Source organism: Bradyrhizobium sp. CCGB12, assembly GCF_024199845.1.
GTDB lineage: Bacteria > Pseudomonadota > Alphaproteobacteria > Rhizobiales > Xanthobacteraceae > Bradyrhizobium.
Genome location: NZ_JANADO010000001.1, coordinates 3878033 through 3898253 on the forward strand (window position 1 = coordinate 3878033; position 20221 = coordinate 3898253).

Below are 20221 nucleotides of genomic sequence, written 5' to 3' on the forward strand. Positions count from 1 at the left end.
GCTCACTGCTCCGCTCCGACCAGTTCCTGGAGCTCTTCGGCGTCGAACTCCTGCTCGATCAGCCTGATCGACACGACACGTGCAAATGATGCGAGATCGGGATGAGCGAACAGATCCGAGACCGCGATCGGCACGCCGATCTCGTGCGACACCCGGCTGAGCACCCGCACGGCAAGCAAGGAATGCCCGCCAAGCTCGAAGAAGTGATCGTTGCGTCCGACCTGGTCGACATCGAGCAACTCCGCCCAGATCCCGGCAAGTGCGAGCTCGATCTCATCCTCGGGGGCTTCATAGGCGCGGCGCGTCAACGCATCCTCGCCCGGCGCGGGCAACGCCCGCCGATCGATCTTCCCGTTCGGCGTGAGCGGCAGTTGCTCCAGTACCGTCACCGTCGATGGCATCATGTAATCAGGCAGGACGGCGGACAGCGCGTCACGCAAAATGCGGCCGTCGAGCGACGGTTCACCGCTCACATAAGCGAACAATTGCCGCCCGGTCCTGCCCTCGCCGGCCACGACGGCCGCCGCACGCACACCGCGCTGCTCGAGCAGGCGCGCCTCAATCTCGCCGAGCTCGATGCGGAAGCCGCGGACCTTCACCTGCTGGTCGGCGCGCCCGACATATTCGATCACGCCGTCGTCCCGCCAGCGCGCGAGATCGCCAGTCCGATAGACCCGCATGCCGCTGTCGCCGAACGGATCGGGGACGAATCGCTCCGCGGTCAGCACCCCCCGGTTCAGATAGCCGCGGGCCAGGCCAACATCGCCGATGAACAGCTCGCCGGTCACGCCAGCGGGAACGATGTTGAGGTCGGAATCGAGGATATGCGCGGACCTCGCGCCGACGGGCCGCCCGATCGGGGCGGACTGGCGAGGTATCAGCATGGCGTCGTCGACGAGCCACGCCGTCGGCGCGATCACCGTTTCGGTCGGGCCGTAGGCGTTGACCAGAAGATCGACATCGGCAACCCCGCGGAATGCCTTGATCCCGGTATCCGACCAGGCCTCGCCGCCGACGATACACGCCCTGAGCGCAAGCCTTCGCCCGCTCTGCCGCAACACCGCGCTCAACTGATCCGCATAGGCTGGCGGAAGAAAGATCGAGGTCACTGAGTTGCGGGCGATCTCGCTGACGAGGTCGTCGACCAAGAGGCCGGGCTTCGAGGGCAGCACGAGCGATCCGCCCGTCATCAGAGGCACCAGCCATCGCTCATGGGCGATATCGAAATTGATCGATGCCGTCTGGAACTCCCGATCGCGGGAGGTCATGCGGTACAGCCGGCCGATCGCCTCGCAATGCATGGCGAGCGGCCCGCGCGCAACAGCCACACCCTTCGGCATTCCGGTCGATCCCGACGTGTAGATGACATAGGCCAGGCTGTCCGGATGCACTTCGACGTCGAGGTTGCCGCTGTCCTCGCGGACGGGCGGCGACGGTTCGTCGATGCAGAAGGCCTCGACCCCGGCTTCGCGCAGCACCGGCGCGAGCGGCTCCAGCAGCACGCCTTGGGTCAGGACCAACGCCGCGCCGCTGTCACGCAGCATGTAGGCAAGGCGCTCGGCCGGATAGTCCGGATCAAGCGGCAAATAGGCGCCGCCGGCCTTCAGGACCGCGAGCAGCGCAATGATCGTGTCCGGGCTTCGCGTCAGGGCAATGCCGACCAGCCGATCCGGACCGAGGTTCCAGAGGCGAAGTCGCCGCGCGAGCGCGTTGGCACGCGCGTTCAACTCGCCATAGAAGATGCGCTGATCGCCCCAGACGATGGCAACGGCGGAAGGCGCCTGCGCGGCCTGCGCCTCGATATGCGTCACGACGTCGGCGCAGGAAGATGCCGACGGCAATCCCATTGCCCCGCTCCATTCGAGAGCTCGCCGCGCGTCCTGATCAGATGCCGATCGGAGATCACCGAGCGCACGCTCCGCACTCGCTACAATACGTTCCAGCAGACCGTGCAGAATGTCGCGAAGACGCAGAATAGCCGCTTCGTCAAACCGGCACCGATCATAGTTGAACTCGATACTCAGCCGGTCGCTTGCGGCGAACACCGCAACTGCCAGCGCGTAGTTCGTCGGCGTCACATGCGCCACACGCCCCAGCCGAGGGCGACCCTCCCCGCCCCGCAGCAATCCCTCATCGATCGGATAGTTCTCGAACACAAGGATGCTGTCGAACAGCGGCTGCCCGGCATGGCCGGCAAAGCGCTGAATTTCGTAAAGCGGCGTCCAGCCATGCTCGCGCAGAGAAAGGTTCTGTTCCTGCAACTGACGCAGCCAGTCGCCGACGGCGGCCCGCGGGTTTGGCGCATCGACGATGGGAAGCGTATTGATGAAGAGGCCTACAATCTCCTCCGAACCGGGCAGTTCGGCCGGACGGCCCGATATGGTCACGCCGAAAGAGACTGCGGACCGCCCCGAATGTCGACGCAGCAACTGGGCCCACCCCCCCTGTATGAGCGTATTGAGCGTCACCCGTTCGCGCTTTGCGAACGACTTCAGACGCTCGGTCAGCTCCGCGTCCACCGCAAGCGCGACACTGACGTGCTCCTCGGACCCCGCGGTCTTGCTGGTCGCCAGCGCGTTCGCGAGCAGCGTCGGCGTTTCGAGCCCTGCCAGCGCCGCGCGCCAAAATTTCTCTGCGCTTTCGTGATCGCGATCCTGCAGCCATGCAATGTAGTCACGATAGCTGCCCCGCACGACCGGCAGCGTGTCGCCGCTCACGTGCTGCAACACCTCCGCGACCAGCCGGGCCGAGCTCCAACCATCGACGAAGATGTGATGATGGGTCCAGATCAGCCAATGACGGTCGTTATCGAGACGTATCAAGCGAATGCGCTGAAGGGGCGGCTGCGAAACGTCGAAACCCATCGCGCGGTCACGTCGGGATATCTCGGCCAGCGCGGGTTCCAGATCCACAGGCGAGGTGTCGCGCCAATCCTCTTCGACGAAGGGCACCGTCACATGGCGGTGCACCACCTGCTGGGGCGCGCCCGACAGGTTCTGCCAGACAAACCCGGTCCGCAACGCGGCATGCCGGTCGCTGACCGCCTGCCACGCGGCTCGCAGCTTGCCAGCATCGACGCCGAACAGCTCGAACCCGACCTGGTTTACATAGGCATCGTTGGCACCGTCACGCAGCGCATGGAACAGCATGCCCTGCTGCATTGGCGAGAGCGGGTAGATGTCCTCGATACCGCGAAGATCCAAGGGCGCCGCGAGCCGATCGAGATCGGCCTGAGCGAGCCCGGACAACGGGACATCCGACGGCGTGAGGCTGAAGGCTCCGCTGCAGCAATGCGCGACCAGTTCGCGCAGCGCATCCTCGTAAAGTGCCGCAAGCCGCTCGACGGTGGCGCACCGATAACGCTTGCGTCCATATCCGAAAGACAATTCCAGCCGACCCTCACGCACGAGGCCGGTGATGTTCAGCCGTCCGCGCATGGGCGACGTAGCGCTGCGCGAGGGACCTGCGCTCTCCTGTGCAAAGGTGAAGCGCTGGGTGGTACCTGTGCTGCCGTCGAACCGGCCCAGATAATTGAAGACGATCTGCGGCTCCGCCAGTTGCGCCAGGGCGTGGCGCTGCTGATCGGTGCCGAGATGGCGCAGCACGCCATAGCCAAGGCCGCGGTTCGGAACCGCGCGAAGCTTCTCCTTGACCGCCTTGATCAGTGAAGCCTCGCCGGTGCCGTCATCCCTCAGCCGGACCGGGAATGCCGTCGTGAACCAGCCGACGGTACGCGATACATCTGCGTCCGGGAAAATGTCCTCGCGGCCGTGGCCCTCGAGCTCCACCGTGATCTCGTCGTGCCGGCTCCAGGACGACACCGCGCGCACGAGGGCAGCCAGCAGCAGGTCGTTGACCTGTGTCCGATACGCCGCAGGCGCCTGTTCGAGCAGCCGCGACGTCAGGTCAGCATCTAACACCAATGACACCTCGTCGCCGTCACCGACGCGATCGATACCACGATGGTCATCGTCACATGGCAGGCGGGCGCCGGCCCCACAATCGCGCCAGTGGGACAATTCGGCCGCGATCTCCGCGCTCGCCGCATAGGCATGCAGCCGCTCGCTCCACGAAGCATACGAGTCCGTCTTCGGAGGCAGCGTGATCGAACTGCCGCATTGCAGTTGGTCATATGCCGATGCGAGATCTTCCAGCAGGATGCGCCAGGACACACCATCGACAACGAGATGATGGATCGCAAGCAGCAGCCGTTGGCCGCCATCCACTAGGTTCATGCCGACCGCGCGCAGCAGCGGCCCCGAAGATAGCCGGAGGCTCTCCTGCGCGGCGTGGGCGAACTCCGTGATCTGCGCCGTGCCATCGACAGTGGTGTGAAGCCATAGTAACTCCGATGGCGCCGGCGACGGGCCCTGCTCCGCCTGCCAAGCACCATCCACTTGCTTGAACCGCAGGCGCAACACATCGTGATGCTCCACGATGGCGGCGAGCGCGCGCCGCAGTGTCTCCCAGTCGATGCGCACCTGAGGCCGCAGCAGAACGGCCTGATTCCAGTGATCCCGGTTTCCGATATCCTCGGCGAAAAAACGCGCCTGGATCGGCACCAGGTGTCGCATGCCGGATGCAGGATCAGTGTCGGTCGACGTCTTCGCGTCCCGCTTCTCCTTCTTCGCGGTCGCCCCTGTCGATAAGACGGCAACCGTCGCCAATCCAGCAACCGTCTGCTGGCTGAAGATCTGCTTCGGCGTCAGTCGGATGCCGCGCTTGCGCAAGCGGGCGATGATCTGCAGGCTGAGGATGGAATCGCCGCCAAGCTCGAAGAAGTTGTCGTCGCGACCGATACGCTCCCGCCCGAGCACCTCGCGCCAGACCGCGGCGATCGCTCCTTCGGTATCTCCCGCGGGCGCGGCATATCCGGCGGACGCATCGTCTTGCGCCGGCTCAGGCAGCGCACGACGATCGACCTTTCCATTGGGCGTCAGCGGCAGGCGCGCCAATACGACGATGTGCGACGGCACCATATAGTCCGGCACGATCGCAGCAAGCTGTTGCTTGATCGCATCGGCCTGCGGACCAGCGCTGCTCTCAGGCACACAATAGGCGACCAGCTCCTGGCGTTCTGCGCTCCCGCCAATCGCGCGCGGGACCACCACCCCATCATTGATCCCCGGCAGCGCCTTGATGACGCGCCCGACCTCGCCGAGCTCGATGCGATAGCCGCGCAACTTGATCTGATCATCGATGCGGCCCAGGAATATCAACCGGCCCGCCCCGTCGCAGCGGACACGGTCCCCGGTTCGGTAGAGCCGCTCACCTAGTGCTCCGAACTGATCCGGCACGAAGCGTTCCGCAGTCAGCCCCCCGGCGCCGCGATAGCCCAGTGCCAGACCTGCACCGCCGATATAGAGCTCGCCGGCGACACCGATCGGCACCTCGTTCAGCGCGTCATCCAGGACATGGGCGCGCAAATTGGCGAGAGGCAGTCCGATCGGCACGGGATCGGCCTCGCTTTCAGCCGTGCACTCATGCGTCACCGCGCCGACGGTCGTCTCCGTGGGTCCATAGTGATTCAGAATGCGGCATTCCGGCCGCAAGCGCCGGACTTCGTCCAGCAGTGCGCCATCGCAAGCCTCTCCCCCGAGGATGAGCGTGTCGCGAGGCAAAACGTCAGCCGACCGCGAAGCCTTCAGCAGCCCTCGCAGATGGCTCGGCACGATCTTGAGAACGTCGACCTCGCCCTCGCGCATGGCTTGCGCGAACGCATCCGCGTCAAACACGGCGTCCGGAGGCATCAGATGCAGCGTCCCGCCGGACGCGAGCGCGCCGAACAGGACGGTGTGGCCGAGGTCAGCCGCCACGGTCGAAACCATCGCCATGTTCGCTGACGGACGCGGCTCCAGGCGTTGCAGCAGAGCCTGCACATAATTGGCCAAGGCGCCGTGCGAGACGCTGACGCCCTTCGGCGCGCCGGTCGACCCCGACGTATAGATGACGTAAGCGGCCTGCTCCGGGTGAATCGGCGCGCCGGTCGGCAGACTCGGTGTCTCCTCGCGCGCGGCTTCCGCCTCGGCATCGAGCACCAGGCAGCCGAGCCCACGCGCTTCGGCCAATGTCTCACCCACCGCTAGCACGATATCGATGCCGCCGTCCTTCAGGATGCGGCGGATGCGCTCCGGCGGCCATTTCGGATCCAGGGGGACATAGGCCCCACCGGCGTTGAGCACGCCGAGCAAGGCCGTGACAAAGGCCGGCGAGCGCTCGATCCACAGCGCGACCGGTGTCTCGCGCGTCACACCCTCAGCGATGAGCACATGCGCGATGCGGTTCGACCTGCGCTCGAGATCGGCAAAGGTCAATTGCTCCTGGCCGCATCGGACGGCTACGGCGCTCCGCCTATCGGCGGTCGATGCACGGTGAAGGCTGAGCACATCGGTGAAGCCGAACGCCGATGCTTGCCTCGACACGGTCTGCCGGTGCCCTTGGTCGATGACGAAGTCCGATACCCGCCGCTCGGCATTGTCCGCGATCTGGCGCAGTATCGAACCGAACTGCGCCGCCAGCCGCGCAATGGTCGGACGATCGAAGAGATCGGCGGCGTAGTTGAACGTCACCTTCATGCTGACGGCGCCATCGATGACGTCGAGCGCGAGGTCGAAATGCGAACCTGCGAGGTCGATGATGTCGATTTCGGCAGTGAGCCCTTCGACGCCGGCGAAACCGCCCGGCGCCGTCATGTAGTTGAACTTCGCCTGGAACAACGGATTGTGGCCGCCGCTGCGTTCGGGCCTGAGGCCGTCGACCAGCATTTCGAAGGGAAGATCCTGGTGCGACAGCGCCTCGACCACCGAGTCCTTGACCTGCTGCAGCAGGCTGGGGAAGCTCGATTCGCCGGCAATCTCGGCTCGCAGCACCAGTGTATTGACGAAGCATCCGATCAGCCGATCGAGCTGCGTGTGCCGACGCCCAGCGATCGGCACACCGATGCGCAGATCGCTCTGCCCGGTGTAGCGATGCAGCAGCATTTGATATGCTCCGAGCAGCAGCATGAAGACGCTGACGCGCTGCTTTCCGGCGATCTCCCGGAGCCGCGCGGCGAGCGCGCCATCGACGGCAAAACCGATCGTGTCGCCGGCATGGCTCTGGTTCGCCGGGCGCGGCCGATCATGCGGCAACGCCAGGACCGGGTGAACATCGCCAAGCTTGGCGCGCCAGTACGCGAGCTGCCGATCGCCCTCGCCGTCCGAGAGCCAGTTGCGCTGCCAGGCCGCGAAGTCTGCGTATTGAATCGCCGGAATCGGCGGCGCGCCCGCGCCCTGACCGATACCGCTGCGATAGAGACCGGCCAGTTCATCGAGCAGCACGTCGAGCGACCAGCCATCGACGATAATGTGATGGGCGAGCAGCAGCAGTTCGTGCGCGTCGTCTGCGAACTGAAGCAGCACCGCGCGCAACAGCGGCCCGTTCGCGAGATCGAACGGCTTGCCGAGTTCGGATCGGTTGAGCCTCCCCGCGCGCTCGGCGCGTTCGCGCGCCGAGTAGGACCGGAGATCCTCGTGCCGAATGTCGACACGCATGACATCGTGAATGAGCTGCGTTCCACGGCCATCCCTTGCGATGAATGTGGTGCGCAATATCTCGTGACGACGGACGATCTCGCCGAGGGCGCGCGACAGCACGACGCGGTCGAGCCGCCCCTTCAGGCGGATCGCGCTTGCAACCGTATAGGCCGTTCCGGCCGGATCCATATTCCAGAGAAACCACAGCCGCTCCTGCGCGTGCGACAGCATCGCGCGATCGGCGGGCGCGGCCCATGGGATCGGCGGCAACGCCGGCCCGGCACCGGCGACCATCAGCGTATCGATCCGGCCAGCGAAGGCTGTCAGCGTCGGCGCGTCGAAGAAGGCGCGCAGCTCCACTTCCACATTCAGGCGGTCGCGGATCCCTGCGGCGACCTGTCCGGCCGCGATCGAGTTTCCGCCCAGCACGAAGAAATCGTCCTCGCGATGCACCGCCGCGACGCCAAGCGCCTCGCACCAGATCGAGGCGACGACACGCTCGGTATCGGTCACCGGCACCGTCAGGGAAGCCACGCCGCGGCGACGGCCCCTCTCGAACACCATGAACGTGTCGAGCGTGTTGTCGGCGAGGCGCGCCGCGCAGACCGACCGCTGCAGCTTGCCGCTCGTGGTCAGCGGCATCGCCTGCGGGTTCAGCAGAACGATCACGGCCGGATATTCCTGCGCCTGCCGCAGCACTGCTTCGCCGATCGCATGCGCGAGCGTTTCGGGATCGCTGCGCTTGAGCACGGCGCGGCTGAACTCCGCCGCCACGCCGATGGCTTCACGCCCGTCCATTTCGACCGGGAAAGCGGCAACCCGCCCGCTGCGGACGGATTCGACCTCGGCTTCGACCGCCTGCTCGACATCAGTCGGATAAACGTTCTGCCCGCGAACGATCAGCAGGTCCTTGAGACGCCCGGCCACGACCAGTGCGCCGTCACGAACAAAACCGATATCGCCGGTACGCAGCCAACGGACGCCGTCCCGCTCGACAAAGGCCTGTTGCGTAGCCTCAGGATTGTTCCAGTATCCGAGCGCGACGCTGGGACCCGCGACCCAGATCTCACCGACCTCGTTCGCCTCGGCCACGGCCGATCCGTCAACACGCATGATGCGCACAGTGTGATCTGCAGCGGTTCCACCGCATGCCACGAGGTCGGTGCCTTCGCTGGCGCTCGCGATACGGCCTGCGGCCAGCTCCGCGGTGACGAACGTATGGCTGACGGTCTCGGCGGCGATATCGCCGGCCGTGACCAGCAGCGTCGCCTCCGCGAGGCCATAGCAAGCCGTCAACGCCCGTCGGTTGAACCCGGCTCGCGCAAACCTGTCACCGAACTTCTCGAGGGTGGTTCGGCGCACAAACTCCGACCCCGAGAATGCGAATTTCCACCGGCTCAAGTCCAATCGGCTGATGGTTTCATCCGAGATGCGATCGGCGCACAGCGCGTACGCGAAGTCGGGCCCGCCGCTCAACGTGCCGCCATGACGGTCGATGGCCTCGAGCCAGCGTCGCGGCCGCTCGAGGAAATTCCGCGGTGACATCAGGACGCCGGTAAAGCCCGTGAACAACGGATTCAGAAGCCCGCCGATCAGTCCCATGTCGTGATAGAGCGGCAGCCAGCTCACAAAGACGTCGTCCGGCGTTCCACCAGCGACCGCTTCAATGGCGCGCTCGTTGGCCGCCAGATTGCCATGAGTGACGCAAACGCCCTTCGGCTGTGAAGTCGATCCCGAAGTGTACTGGAGGAATGCGATGGCATCGGCCGCGGGCCTCGTCTCCCGCCACTCCGAAGCGAGTTCGGACAGGATCGTATCCACCGCGACGATTTGGACGTCGCCGAGTTTGGGCAGCGTCGCTTCGATGAGATCGCGCAGAGCCGTCTCCACCAGGATGAAGCGCGGCGCCGCGTCCCGCAAGATGCCGTTGAGACGTCCTGCATAGCGCTCGGGCCCGCCCTCCGGCGGATACGCGGGAACGGCGATCACGCCCGAGTACAGGCAGGCATAAAATGCCACCGCATAATTGATCCCGCTCGGAAGCAGGATTACCGCCCGCTCGCCCGCACCGCCCCTCTGCTGCAACCACGCAGCAAGTGCCCTGATGCGAACGTCGAGCGTGGCAAACGTCAGCTCATCGGCAACGTCGTCGCCGTCCAGGAAGCGTAACGCCACCTTCTCCGGTCGCAAGGCGGCGTGCTCTCGCAAGCGTTCGACCAGGTTGGCTCTGTCCATGTTCGAAAATCCTTGTCCGGCCGCCGGCCGGAAATCCTCACCACTCGAATGATGCGTGCTGCCGATCACCCGTGCCGATGAGCTTCGGCCATTGCGACGATCACCTTGCGCGGCCCCTTGAACGGAGCACGCGCATGCGCAGTGAGCATGTTGTCGAGCATCACGACGTCGCCGGCCTGCCAGGGAAAGCTAATCTTGTGGGTCTCGAGAACGGTCCGGACGGTTGACAGCGTCTCATCCTCGATCGCCGAACCATCGCCGTAGAAGACGTTGCGCGGCAGATCGGATTCGTCGTCGACCACGTCGAGCAGACTCTCGCGCACCTCTGGCTCGAGATTGGAGACGTGGAACAGATGGGCCTGGTTGAACCAGACCCACTCCCCCGTGATCGGGTGCCGCGCCGTGCCCTGACAGATCTGGCGCGTGCGGAGCTCGCCATCTTCCTTCCACTCGCATTCGATGTCGTGGCGCGCGCAGTATGCCTCCACCTCCGACCTCGAGTCGGTGCCGAACACCTGCTGCCACTCGACGTCGAGGCCATTGCCGTAGTTCCGCACATACATCACGCCCTTGTCGGCGAATCGCTCGCGAATGGCCGGCGGCATGTCGCGATAGATGGCGCGGCTGTCGGCGATCGGCGTCTCCCCGCCTTCGAGTGCCGGCTGCATGCAATAGAACCAGATCTTCATCGGCCAATCGCGGGTATAGGCCTGCTCGTTATGCAGCGGGATGTGCTGGTGCGGCGGATACTCCGTGGACGTGTAGACCCCCGAGGTGACTTGCGAACGCGGCGTCGATCCAAACTCGTAGGTGAGCAGCGGATGGCCGAAATCGGCCGCGAAGGCCCGAAACGCATCGGGACCATCGAGCGAGAAGTCCCGAAATACGATGCCACCACTATCGATCAGGTGCCGATCGATCGTCTCGCGCAGCATAGGAAGTGCCTTGCCGAGCGGATCCCCGGCCGCATCTGCCTTGAGCAGCATGGGAAGAGTTCTGCCCTCAATGAGTGGCTGGACGGAGAACGCGCTCATGATCCTCGCTCCGATGCAAACCAATCGATCGCCCCGATTGCCGGGCCAGCGCCGCGCCGATCCGCTCGATCAGCTCAGCCTGCTGCGTGTGAATGAAGAAGTGATGCCCCGGCAGGATATCGAGCGTGAATAACCCAGAAGTCTCCTGCCGCCAGGCCTCGAGCGCTTCGCGACCGGTCTCGTCGTCCGCTCCGCCAAAGACGTGCACGGGGCATGGCAACGGACGCCGCGGCCGGTAGACATAGGCCCCGCACATCAGAAAATCGGCGCGGAGCACGGGCAGCGCGGATCGCATCAGCTCTGCGTTCGACAGCGCCTCGTCGGGCGTGCCCTGAAGATCGCGCAGCTCCTGCATCAGCGCCTCGTCGCTCAGCGGCTGGCGCCACTTGCTGCCGTCCCGAACTGCCGGGGCTTCCGCACCCGAGGCAAAGAGAATAGACGGTGCAGGCGCTCCGCGATCGAGCAGGCCATGCGCAAGCTCGAACGCGATCACCGCACCAAGGCTGTGCCCGAACAATGCGTAGGGACCATCGAGCTGCGCGCCGAGTTCGCCGGCGAGCTGCGCTGCCAGCACGCGCGGATCCGTCGCCAGCGGCTCGTCCATGCGCGCGCCGCGCCCGGGCCACTCAACCGGCCGTACATCGATCCACGACGGCAGCAACCTGCGCCACCGCGCATAGAACATGGCGCTGCCGCCGGAGTAAGGCAGACAAAGAAGCCGCATCGGAAGACCGGGATCCGCGCTGACTACGCCGACCGCTGAGGTGCCGCGGCGTCCATGAACTTGCGCAAGCTGAGCGGGCGCATGTCGGTCCACACCTGTTCGATGTGGTCGAGACATTCCTTCTTGCTGCCCGTCTTGCCCACCGCCTTCCAGCCGCCCGGAATTTCCTTGAACGTCGGCCAGATGGAGTATTGCTCTTCGTGATTGACGACGACGGTGAAGGTGACGTCGTCTCTGTCGAACACCATCATGGTTCGGTCCCCTTTTCGGAAAGCGAAAGCAGAGACGTTTGACTAGGTCAGAAGCAGACGACGGTCAAAGCAATAACGACACCACTTTTTTTAAGAGCTCAAAACTGGCGACGGACGGGCATAATGCAACCTCCGCGCTTGCGTGCCAACACGCGGAAAAACATCGGCATTTCAGAACACGTCACAGATTGCTGCAATTCTAACAGCGCACGCAGGAACTTTTCCGATGTGACATGATCGCGCGTTTTGTCACTGGCGCTCTTTCATCGCACTGTCATCAATTGCATTGAATGGCTCACGACGAAACAATGCCGCCGCGGATCAACCGCGGCGGCATGAATTCCGAAAAGCAAGTGCTTCAGAAATTGAAGGTGGTGGACACCAGATAGGTCCGAGGCGCACCAAGCGTGATGACCCCGCTATAGGCCGAAGCCCAGTACGCCTTGTTACCGACGTTTTCGATATTGGCGCGCACGACGATCGGCTTTCCGTTCCAGGGAGAAATAAAGGTATATCGCGCCCCAATATCGACACGCGTCCACTCGGGCAAAGTCAGCGTGTTCGTGACGTTGACGTACTGCGAGCCCGTATAGATGACCCTGCCCGTGAACGTGAGACCACGCACAAACGGCGTATCCCATTCCGCGCCCATATTGACGTTGACAACGGGCACGCCGACCGCCTTCTTTCCGTTGTTGATCCCGCCTTGAGTTTGCTCCTGCACACCGTCAATCAGGGCGACGCCGCCGAGAACGCGGATATCCGGAGTGATCTCGCCGAACACGTTGAGCTCCGTGCCGCGATTGCGCTGCCTGCCGTTGAGTTGCTGGGTCGCGGTGACGCCGGAGCCCACCGAAATGATGCTGGGCTGGCTGATGTCGAACACGCTCAGCGTGGTCGTGAATCGACCCGCGTCGATCTTGATGCCTCCTTCGGCCTGCTTGGTCTGCGACGGCGGGAAAACAGTTCCGACGTTCGCAAATGTGCCCCCGACCACAACGGGTGTCTGCAGTCCCTCGATATAATTTGCGTAGAGCGACACGTTCTCGATTGGCTTCACGAGAAGCGCATATGCCGGGCTCCAGACGGATGCATCTTGATCCGGTCGGCTCAAGGCGGGGCTAAGGAAGTTCGTCACCTCCGTTCCCGCCGTCTGGCGACGAACGCCAACCGTGAATTGGATGCGCTTATTCCACAGCGACATCGTGTCCGAAATTCCAACGCTCGTGAGATTGACATTCGTCCACTGGTTGGCAGCAAGATTATTCAGCGCTGGTTGGGGAATATTTGTCGGTTCGTTGTAAAGGTTCCAGAAAATGAGATTGCTAGCTGGAATTGCGCTACGATTCCAGACCTGCTGCCGATAGGTTCGGTCGTTGATTGAGTAATTGACGTTCACGGCGTGATTGACGGGACCAGTGTCAATGCTGGCCCGAACACCGGCCTCCCCGGCGAGCGTTTCGAACGTTTCCTTGCCTCGTATTGGTTGGGAAGATAGGCCTCCCAATTGGAACACGCTGGGTGGCGCGCTCGCGTTCGTAATAATGGGTGATGGATAGGTGTAGTTGATATTGCTGTCATGATAGCCGAACGCCGCATAGGCCGTCGCCCAGTCAGTAACATCAACCTCACTGCGCACCGTGGTGAAGAAATCGGTCGGAGCATAATAGGCCCACGGGACCTGGAAATTAAGCCCGGCTTTTGGCGGCGGAGGAATGATCGTCGTCGTGGTCGGAACTGAAAAGAAGCGCAGCGGCGGGTTCAGATTGTCGGCCTGATAACCGATATCGACTGCCGCGCGCACGCGCTCTCCGCGATAATCAAGTCCCAGAACCGCGTTGCCGAATTCGTCGGTCTGACGATTCCAGGGCGTCTTGCCGTTCGAGTAGGTGCTGTTCAGCCGAACGCCCCACTCCTTGTGCTCACCGTACCGGCGGCTGACGTCAATATTCTCGCCAAACTGCGATTTTGAAACATAGGTTGCCGTGAGCTGCGTAATGTCGACGTCGGGCGCGTGCTTGGTGATCAGATTGACGCTGCCGCCGACCGCACCGCCGCTCGCAACGCCAGTACCACCGGCCGTCATGCCATTGAGCAATGCGCTCGGGCCCTTCAGCACCTCGACGCGCTCAACGAAATTCGCACCCGAGGAGTAATATGGGGCGATTCCGTAGAGACCGTTCAGTCCATAGTCGCCGCTGTCATAGTAGAAGCCGCGAATGAAGAGACTATCCGCACCACCGCCCGCCGCTTGAACGACCCTGACCGAGGGATCGTTGGCAAGAACGTCACGAATCGTCCGCGCCTGCTGATTCTGGATCAGCTCGGCCGTGTAGCTGGTCTGGTTGAACGGCGTGTTCATCACGCCGCGATTGCCCAGAAGACCGAGACTTCCGCCGGTTGCGACCTGGCCGCCCGCATAGGCGGGCGGCGCCGTGCCGACCGTACCGGTCGACGGCACGACATAGGGAACGGGCGCGGCCTGGCGGGGAGCCGTCGCGGCGACAGATCTCTGTCCCCGCGATGCGCGCGTCGACTGCGATCTCTGAACCGACTGCCGGACTCTCGGCTTGGGAGCATCGACGGTCACCGGCGGCAGATTCGTTTGCGCGAACGCATGCTGAAGCTCGCCTGAAGAGTCCAACGACAGTGCAAGATAGCTCACCGCTCCCAGAGATAGCGTACGCACAATTTTCCCGGCCGAGAGTTCACGCGTCATTCCTGCACCCCAAATCCGCAAGCATATCCCCGCGCTCTCCTAACATACGAGGGTGCTCCGAGAAGGGACTCGGGACTAGAAGTCATCTAAGGCGGTACGGCAAACCATCGCGATTGGAGGATCGATGTCGGCCTCCAACGACGCCGTCCAATTTTTTGAAATGTTCTATTTTCTAATCGTTCTAATCATCGATCCGCATGCGGCATCGCGTGACGCTCTGTCGCTCCGCCCCCGAATTTCCGATTGAGTCGAGTTGGTTACGTATCGACCGCATGAATGTGGCCGCATCAATTTCTGTCGGCCCATCGCTGATGGCCGCAACTCGGCTGACGCCATGCTGGATGCGCGTCCCCCGGAAAGAAGCATGGTGGCCTCGGATCCGAAGCCAAAACATCCGACATCCCACAGAACCGCGGAGCCGAAAGATGTTGCACGGAGTGGCTCTTCTGCAACGGCGAGGTTCGTTCTGTAATGAAGCCGGCAGCGCGACTCGCATGAAATGCGACAATTGCGACGTCGCGCGCGTTGTTACTACGAAAGCCGCCACGGCTCGGATCGCGACTCCGGCACACCGTGCAAAAAGGAAAGCGGCGCATCCGCTTCAGCGTGGCGACGGAACCAGTGCACGCAGGATGTCCGGCTTCCAGGCCTGACGTGCGCTGTCGAAGGCCGCGAAGTCATGATCGAACTGCCAATAGGCCCATGACCAGCCAAGCCTGTCGGCGCTTCTCGCGACGAATGACAGATAACGCAGGCGACTGTCGGATGGAGCGCGCTCATACACACCGAATTCGCCGAGATAGATCGGGCGCTTCTCTTTCTCCGCCCAAAGGCTCACCTTCCTGAAATCGGCAGCCGCCTTCGCCTCGTCGTCCGGACTGCCCCAATCCAGCGGCCCGATCCGCGAAAACGTTTGCGACCACGGGGCGCCCTGATGCGTGAACCGTATCGGCGCGTAATAGTGAAACGTCACGATGAGCTGTCGGTCATCAGCCGGCAGAGCCAGTTCGTCAACGGGGATGTCATCGATATTGAGAACGGCGGCGATGACCGGCCGGTCGGGATTGGTGCGACGGATGATCTCGAGACATTCGTTGAGGATCGAATTCCAGCTCGACGACGTCATTTGTCCGCCAGGCTCGTTCAGGACCTCAAAGACAAGTGCTGGATACCTTCCGGCATACCGCTCGGCGATCTGCCGCCAGAACGCCCTAAGCTTCCCAGCGCATTCAGAAACGTCGCGCTGGCAGATGTGCGTATCGTGTTCATCGACGATGGGGATGAGGCCCCTCGCGAGGACCTCCTCGATGACGGCATCCAGCCGCCTCAGAACGATCTCATCGAGGACATTTTCGGGGTTCATGAACTTGAACCCGAAGAAATTGATTCTGACGTGCGAGAACCCGGCCTTCTTGATGGCCGTCAGATTGTCCAGGCGGAATGGCGCATTCCGACCGCCCTCCCAGATTCCATCATAGCCGAGAATGTTGATGCCGCGCCCCAGTTTCGGGACGTTGCGGGAAGCTGCCTGCTCGGCCCCGAGGGCCGGGGAAAACAGCGATGCAAGGAAGAATGCCGTCGCGAGAAGATTGAGACCTCGCGGCCAGGGCGCCCGGGTGGCGGTCATCTCACGTCCATCTCTGGGAATTGAAGTGCCGGCTGGGGCACGGCTCTGCACGTTGCAAGGAGGAACGCCACCAGAAGCACCGACGTGAACATCGTCGAACGAAGAAATGTCGTCTCCGTAAAATTGGTCTGAAAGCTGAGGACGACAAATCCGATGATCAGGGCGCAGTGCGACCGATCGATGGATCGTGTCGAAATCAGATGCAGGATCTTGTTCGAGAACAGAAGGACGCCGGCGGTGAAGAGCAAATATCCCAGGAATCCGGTCTCCATCAGGATCGCGATGTAGCCGCTGTGGTAGTTGTCGAGCACCCAGCCGTGGTTCTGCTCGAAATAATCGTAGATCGACGGGACCGTCCAGAAACCGTTGATCCCGAAACCGAGCAGTGGCGCGTCATTGAAATGGCTGATGGCGTAGTGCCAGATGAAAGTCCGCTCGGTGAAATCAATCGTCGCATCGCCGACATGGATAGAGTCATATCCGGTGACGTAGAAGTAGAGAAACAGGATACCGGCTAGAATGCACATGACGAACGGCAGGATCGCATAGATCCTCATGCAGCCGATCGACCACATCGAGGTCACGAGCAGTGCACAGGCCGCCAGGGCGACGGCACCGGCACCGCGCGATTCCGACGCGAGAACGCAGGTTGAGGCCAGGAGAAATACGGCAAGGAAGGCCAACCAGCCCTGCCCCGTCATCTTGCGATAGCATGCAAAGAACATCAGATAGGCGCCGACGAAGCCGAGCGTCTGCTTCGATTCATAGACACCCTGCCATTGGCCGCTGTGCATCCAGGTCTGGTCTATCCCGATATCGGGCACGGCAAGCGCACAGAAGGCCGATGCCGCGACCAATATGAAGAGCCCATGGGAGGTGGCCCTCACAACGTCATCGATGTCGATGCGCGTGATGAGACAGAATGCGCCAAAGGTCGTCATCGCAAGCGCCGCGCTCTTCATGAGCGCCGCCGCGCTCAGGCTCGACCAGAACACGGAGATGACCGCGAAAGTGTAGAATGCCAGCAGCGCGATCAAATCGGGATTGAACTGCAATCGCAGGCGCGGACGCACGAATGCACTGGCGTAGATGAGGACGCCCCACATCAGGAGCGCCACGGCCTGTTGCACGAAGGTCAGTTCCGGCGGCAGGAGTGCGGCGTTGAAGATGCCCATCGACGCGACCACGTTGACGGTGATCGAGCAGCTGATCGCGATTTTGGCAATCTTCTCAACGCCAACGCTGCGCGTCTCCCAGAACGCGCTCTCGAGTGCCCCGGAATCCACCTCGGTCTGCAGGCTGGCCATAGAGCCGACCTTCCTTAAGCGCGGTTAATAATTTGCTAGCGCGGGTCGATCTCCGGCGCCCCCGGCCCATACGAGGCGTGCGTTAAGGATTTGGTAACGATATGAGACCGGGCGAGCTGCATTAACGCAAATCGCACCGCGACAGTGTGTCGCTCGTAACGACCCTGCTATAAAGCGCGGATCGAGCTCGATCGAATTTCTCGAATTAGCTGGTTTCCTTGGTTGCGCATGAACAGATCTAGCAGCACATTCGATGTTGCCACCGAGCAGACGTTCGACTTTCTGTCTCCGCAATACGCGGAGCTGTTCGACAACTCTGCCGCCACTGCGTTCCAACATCCACTCTGGCTGCACAGCCTCTACGCCGGGCTGGCGTCTCATGCGGGGGCAACCCCTCTGATCGTCGTGGTTCGCCATCGCGCGACGCGCGCGCTTGCGATGGTGCTGCCCCTGCTGCGGATCCGGCGTGGTCCGATGCGGACCATCGAATTTGCCGACCTCCGCGTCTCGGACTATCTGGCGCCGGTTTGCAGTCCGGGGGTGTTTTCTCAACTGCTCGAGGACGAGAGCGCATGTGCGGAGCTTCGACGCCTGCTCCGCCCTTTCGATCTGCTCCGAATGACCAAGCTTCCCGACGGGCGGCTTCCGATCGAGAGCCTCCTGTCCGCGCCCCGTCGCGTCTCGATGGACACCAATGCCTATGCGACCGTCCTCATCGCACCGTTCGAGCAATGGCGGGCCAGTGCGATGGATCGCTCCTATCAGAAAGAGCTCGCGAAAAAATCCCGCCAGCTCCAGAAGAAGGGCGCGTTGAGCTTCTCGTGCTGCAATGACGCCGGCTCCACGCTCGAGGCGCTGGAGGTGATGAAGAAATTTCGCGGTCCGCGGTTTCAGTCACAGGGCGACGGAGACCTCCTCCAGCGCCCCGAATATTTCGGTTTCTATTCCGACGTGGCGCTCCGCGGCCTCGGCTCCTTTGTGCGGCTTTATGCCATGAAGATGGACGGCGACGTGATCGCCGCCGTGCTGGGATTGTGCCATCAGGGCACGTTCCACGTCATCATGAGCGCCTTCGATATTGCCGGATACAAGAGCCAGTCCCTGGGAGCGCTGATGTTCGAGCAGGTGGCGAGGGATTGCATCGAGCGCGGCGATCAGATGCTCGATTTCACCATTGGCGATGAGCCGTACAAGAAACTGTTCGGCGGGCAGCCATCGCCGATGTGGACGGTCACGCAAGCCGGCAGCACCGCAGGCGCGGCGGCGTTGTTCGCGCTGAAGCAAGCTCCCTGGCTCAAACTGGCCGCCAAGCGGATGTCGGAGTTCAGGCTCCTGCCAACCCGCACATCAACTCCGACACGCTGACGAGCGCGAGGCGCCGACGGCTGCGGCCCTCAGGCACGAAGTGCGCTGCGGACCTGTGCGAGCCAGCCTGGCTGCATTTGATCGACCCGATGACTGATACTGCGCCGCAGGAAGTGCAAGCGCCGCCGCACATCCCAGCCGATATCGTCACGCGAGGTCAGAGCCTGGCGGAATCGCGCCATCTTCAGTGATTGCTGGTCTGCCGCGACCTTGTCGCGATCGGAGTAGAATTCCGAGATCTTGTTACTGCCCATGCCGGGAGTCATGAGCCAGCGCGGTGCATATTCGGTGCAAAGACGCTCGACGTCCACCAGCAGGCGCGCGACGCCGGTTCCGGCGGCAGGACAGTTGGTCTGGAACGCATCACCGATGAGCACGACGCCGGGCTGAAGGTGTCCCTCGACGATGGAAAGGTCCATCACCCAGTTCCGTATCCGGTCGATTACGTGGAAATCGCCGAGATAGGTCTGCAATCCCGGCAGCAGGCGCAGAACCGTCGCTTCCGTCTCGCGACGCAGATCGCGCATGATCGGATCGGTCGGATCGCGGAACATGAAGAGATTCGCTCGCATGCCCGCACGTACGGGAAACAAGCTGAGGTAGTCGACGCCGTCTGCCGTGCGCTCGCCGTAACAGGTCAGCGCCTTGAAATCGAACGGCGCGCCGTCGCGGCGGGCGATCGTGAAGCCGAACGAGACCGAGTGACCCGCAGCCAGCACGCGCCGCCTGATGCCGAGCTTGTAGCCGAGAACTCCCGCCATGCCCGTAGCCAGAACCACGAGGCGCGCAGTGACGCGCCGTCCGGAGGCGAGCTCGAGATGTTGGACGTCGTCGCTACAGCTGATCGCAGTGACCTCGTCGACGACCAGACTGGATGGATCGGGCAACTGGCTGCGCGCCATGGCGACGAGATCGGCATAGGGAAGTCCGTAGGCCTGGCCGACGCTGACATCGACCACCTTGCCTTCCCTGATATTGAGCACGCGGTCGTATGGACAGGCCGCGCTCTCGAGACCGCGGATGAAGCCCAGCCTGCGGAACGCCTCCAGCTGCTGGCCTCCGATCTTTTCGACCCGGAATTCGTCCGGATAGACCGCGCGCTTGTCGACCAGGGCAACGCGATGCCCTGCCCGCGCAAGAACAGCTGCCGCCAGCGAACCCGCAAGGCCGCCGCCGACGATCACGATGTCCGTAGCGATCGTCGCGCTCTCCGCAGCGGCGATCGGCTCGGTCACGGTTCTGTCCGCCGTCATAGTCCAGGCTCTCCACGGTTAACGTGGCTTCATGTGCAACTTTCTCGCCTGATGTCGCATCACAGGGCCGAACGCGATCATTTCCGGAGATCGAGGTTAATGACTGGGAGCACCGATCTGGACCTGCGATGTTCCGGCACGGGCTTTGCTCAGGAGGCTCTGCAAAATCCGCGCTTTGGCAGAACGGCGGCT

Annotated in this window: 9 protein-coding genes; 1 reads left to right on the top strand and 8 read right to left on the bottom strand. The window is 62.9% G+C overall.

Going from position 1 to position 20221, the window contains the following annotated elements:
- Nucleotides 1–2 precede the first annotated feature (2 nt).
- From NLM27_RS18445 to NLM27_RS18475, 7 genes are all read right to left on the bottom strand, one after another.
- Complete coding sequence (locus NLM27_RS18445) at nt 3–9749, bottom strand: non-ribosomal peptide synthetase (RefSeq protein WP_254144660.1); 9747 nt, start codon at nt 9747–9749, stop codon at nt 3–5.
- Nucleotides 9750–9814: 65 nt separating this feature from the next.
- Nucleotides 9815–10735, bottom strand: a complete 921-nt coding sequence (locus NLM27_RS18450; RefSeq protein WP_254144661.1) for a TauD/TfdA family dioxygenase — start codon at nt 10733–10735, stop codon at nt 9815–9817.
- A 16-nt stretch (nt 10736–10751) separates the two neighbouring features.
- Nucleotides 10752–11507 (bottom strand): thioesterase II family protein, encoded by a 756-nt coding sequence (locus NLM27_RS18455; RefSeq protein WP_254144662.1) that lies wholly within the window; start codon nt 11505–11507, stop codon nt 10752–10754.
- A 23-nt stretch (nt 11508–11530) separates the two neighbouring features.
- Complete coding sequence (locus tag NLM27_RS18460; protein WP_254144663.1) at nt 11531–11758, bottom strand: MbtH family protein; 228 nt, start codon at nt 11756–11758, stop codon at nt 11531–11533.
- A gap of 358 nt (nt 11759–12116) precedes the next feature.
- Nucleotides 12117–14477: a TonB-dependent siderophore receptor gene (locus NLM27_RS18465; RefSeq protein ID WP_254144664.1), complete on the bottom strand. Its 2361-nt coding sequence runs from the start codon at nt 14475–14477 to the stop codon at nt 12117–12119.
- Nucleotides 14478–15078: 601 nt separating this feature from the next.
- Complete coding sequence (locus NLM27_RS18470) at nt 15079–16104, bottom strand: glycoside hydrolase family 5 protein (RefSeq protein ID WP_254144665.1); 1026 nt, start codon at nt 16102–16104, stop codon at nt 15079–15081.
- The gene (locus NLM27_RS18475; protein ID WP_254144666.1) at nt 16101–17411 is read right to left on the bottom strand and encodes an O-antigen ligase; all 1311 of its coding nucleotides are present in this window, start codon (nt 17409–17411) and stop codon (nt 16101–16103) included. Before NLM27_RS18475 ends, NLM27_RS18470 begins: the two co-directional genes overlap by 4 nt.
- Nucleotides 17412–17639: 228 nt before the next feature.
- On the opposite strand from NLM27_RS18475, the gene NLM27_RS18480 reads away from it, so the two are divergent.
- Nucleotides 17640–18776 carry a GNAT family N-acetyltransferase gene (locus NLM27_RS18480; RefSeq protein ID WP_254144667.1) on the top strand — a complete coding sequence of 379 codons (1137 nt, stop codon included), beginning with the start codon at nt 17640–17642 and terminating at the stop codon, nt 18774–18776.
- 29 nt (nt 18777–18805) lie between these two features.
- On the opposite strand, the gene NLM27_RS18485 is transcribed toward NLM27_RS18480, so the two are convergent.
- Nucleotides 18806–20029 carry an NAD(P)/FAD-dependent oxidoreductase gene (locus NLM27_RS18485; protein WP_254144668.1) on the bottom strand — a complete coding sequence of 408 codons (1224 nt, stop codon included), beginning with the start codon at nt 20027–20029 and terminating at the stop codon, nt 18806–18808.
- Nucleotides 20030–20221 lie beyond the last annotated feature (192 nt).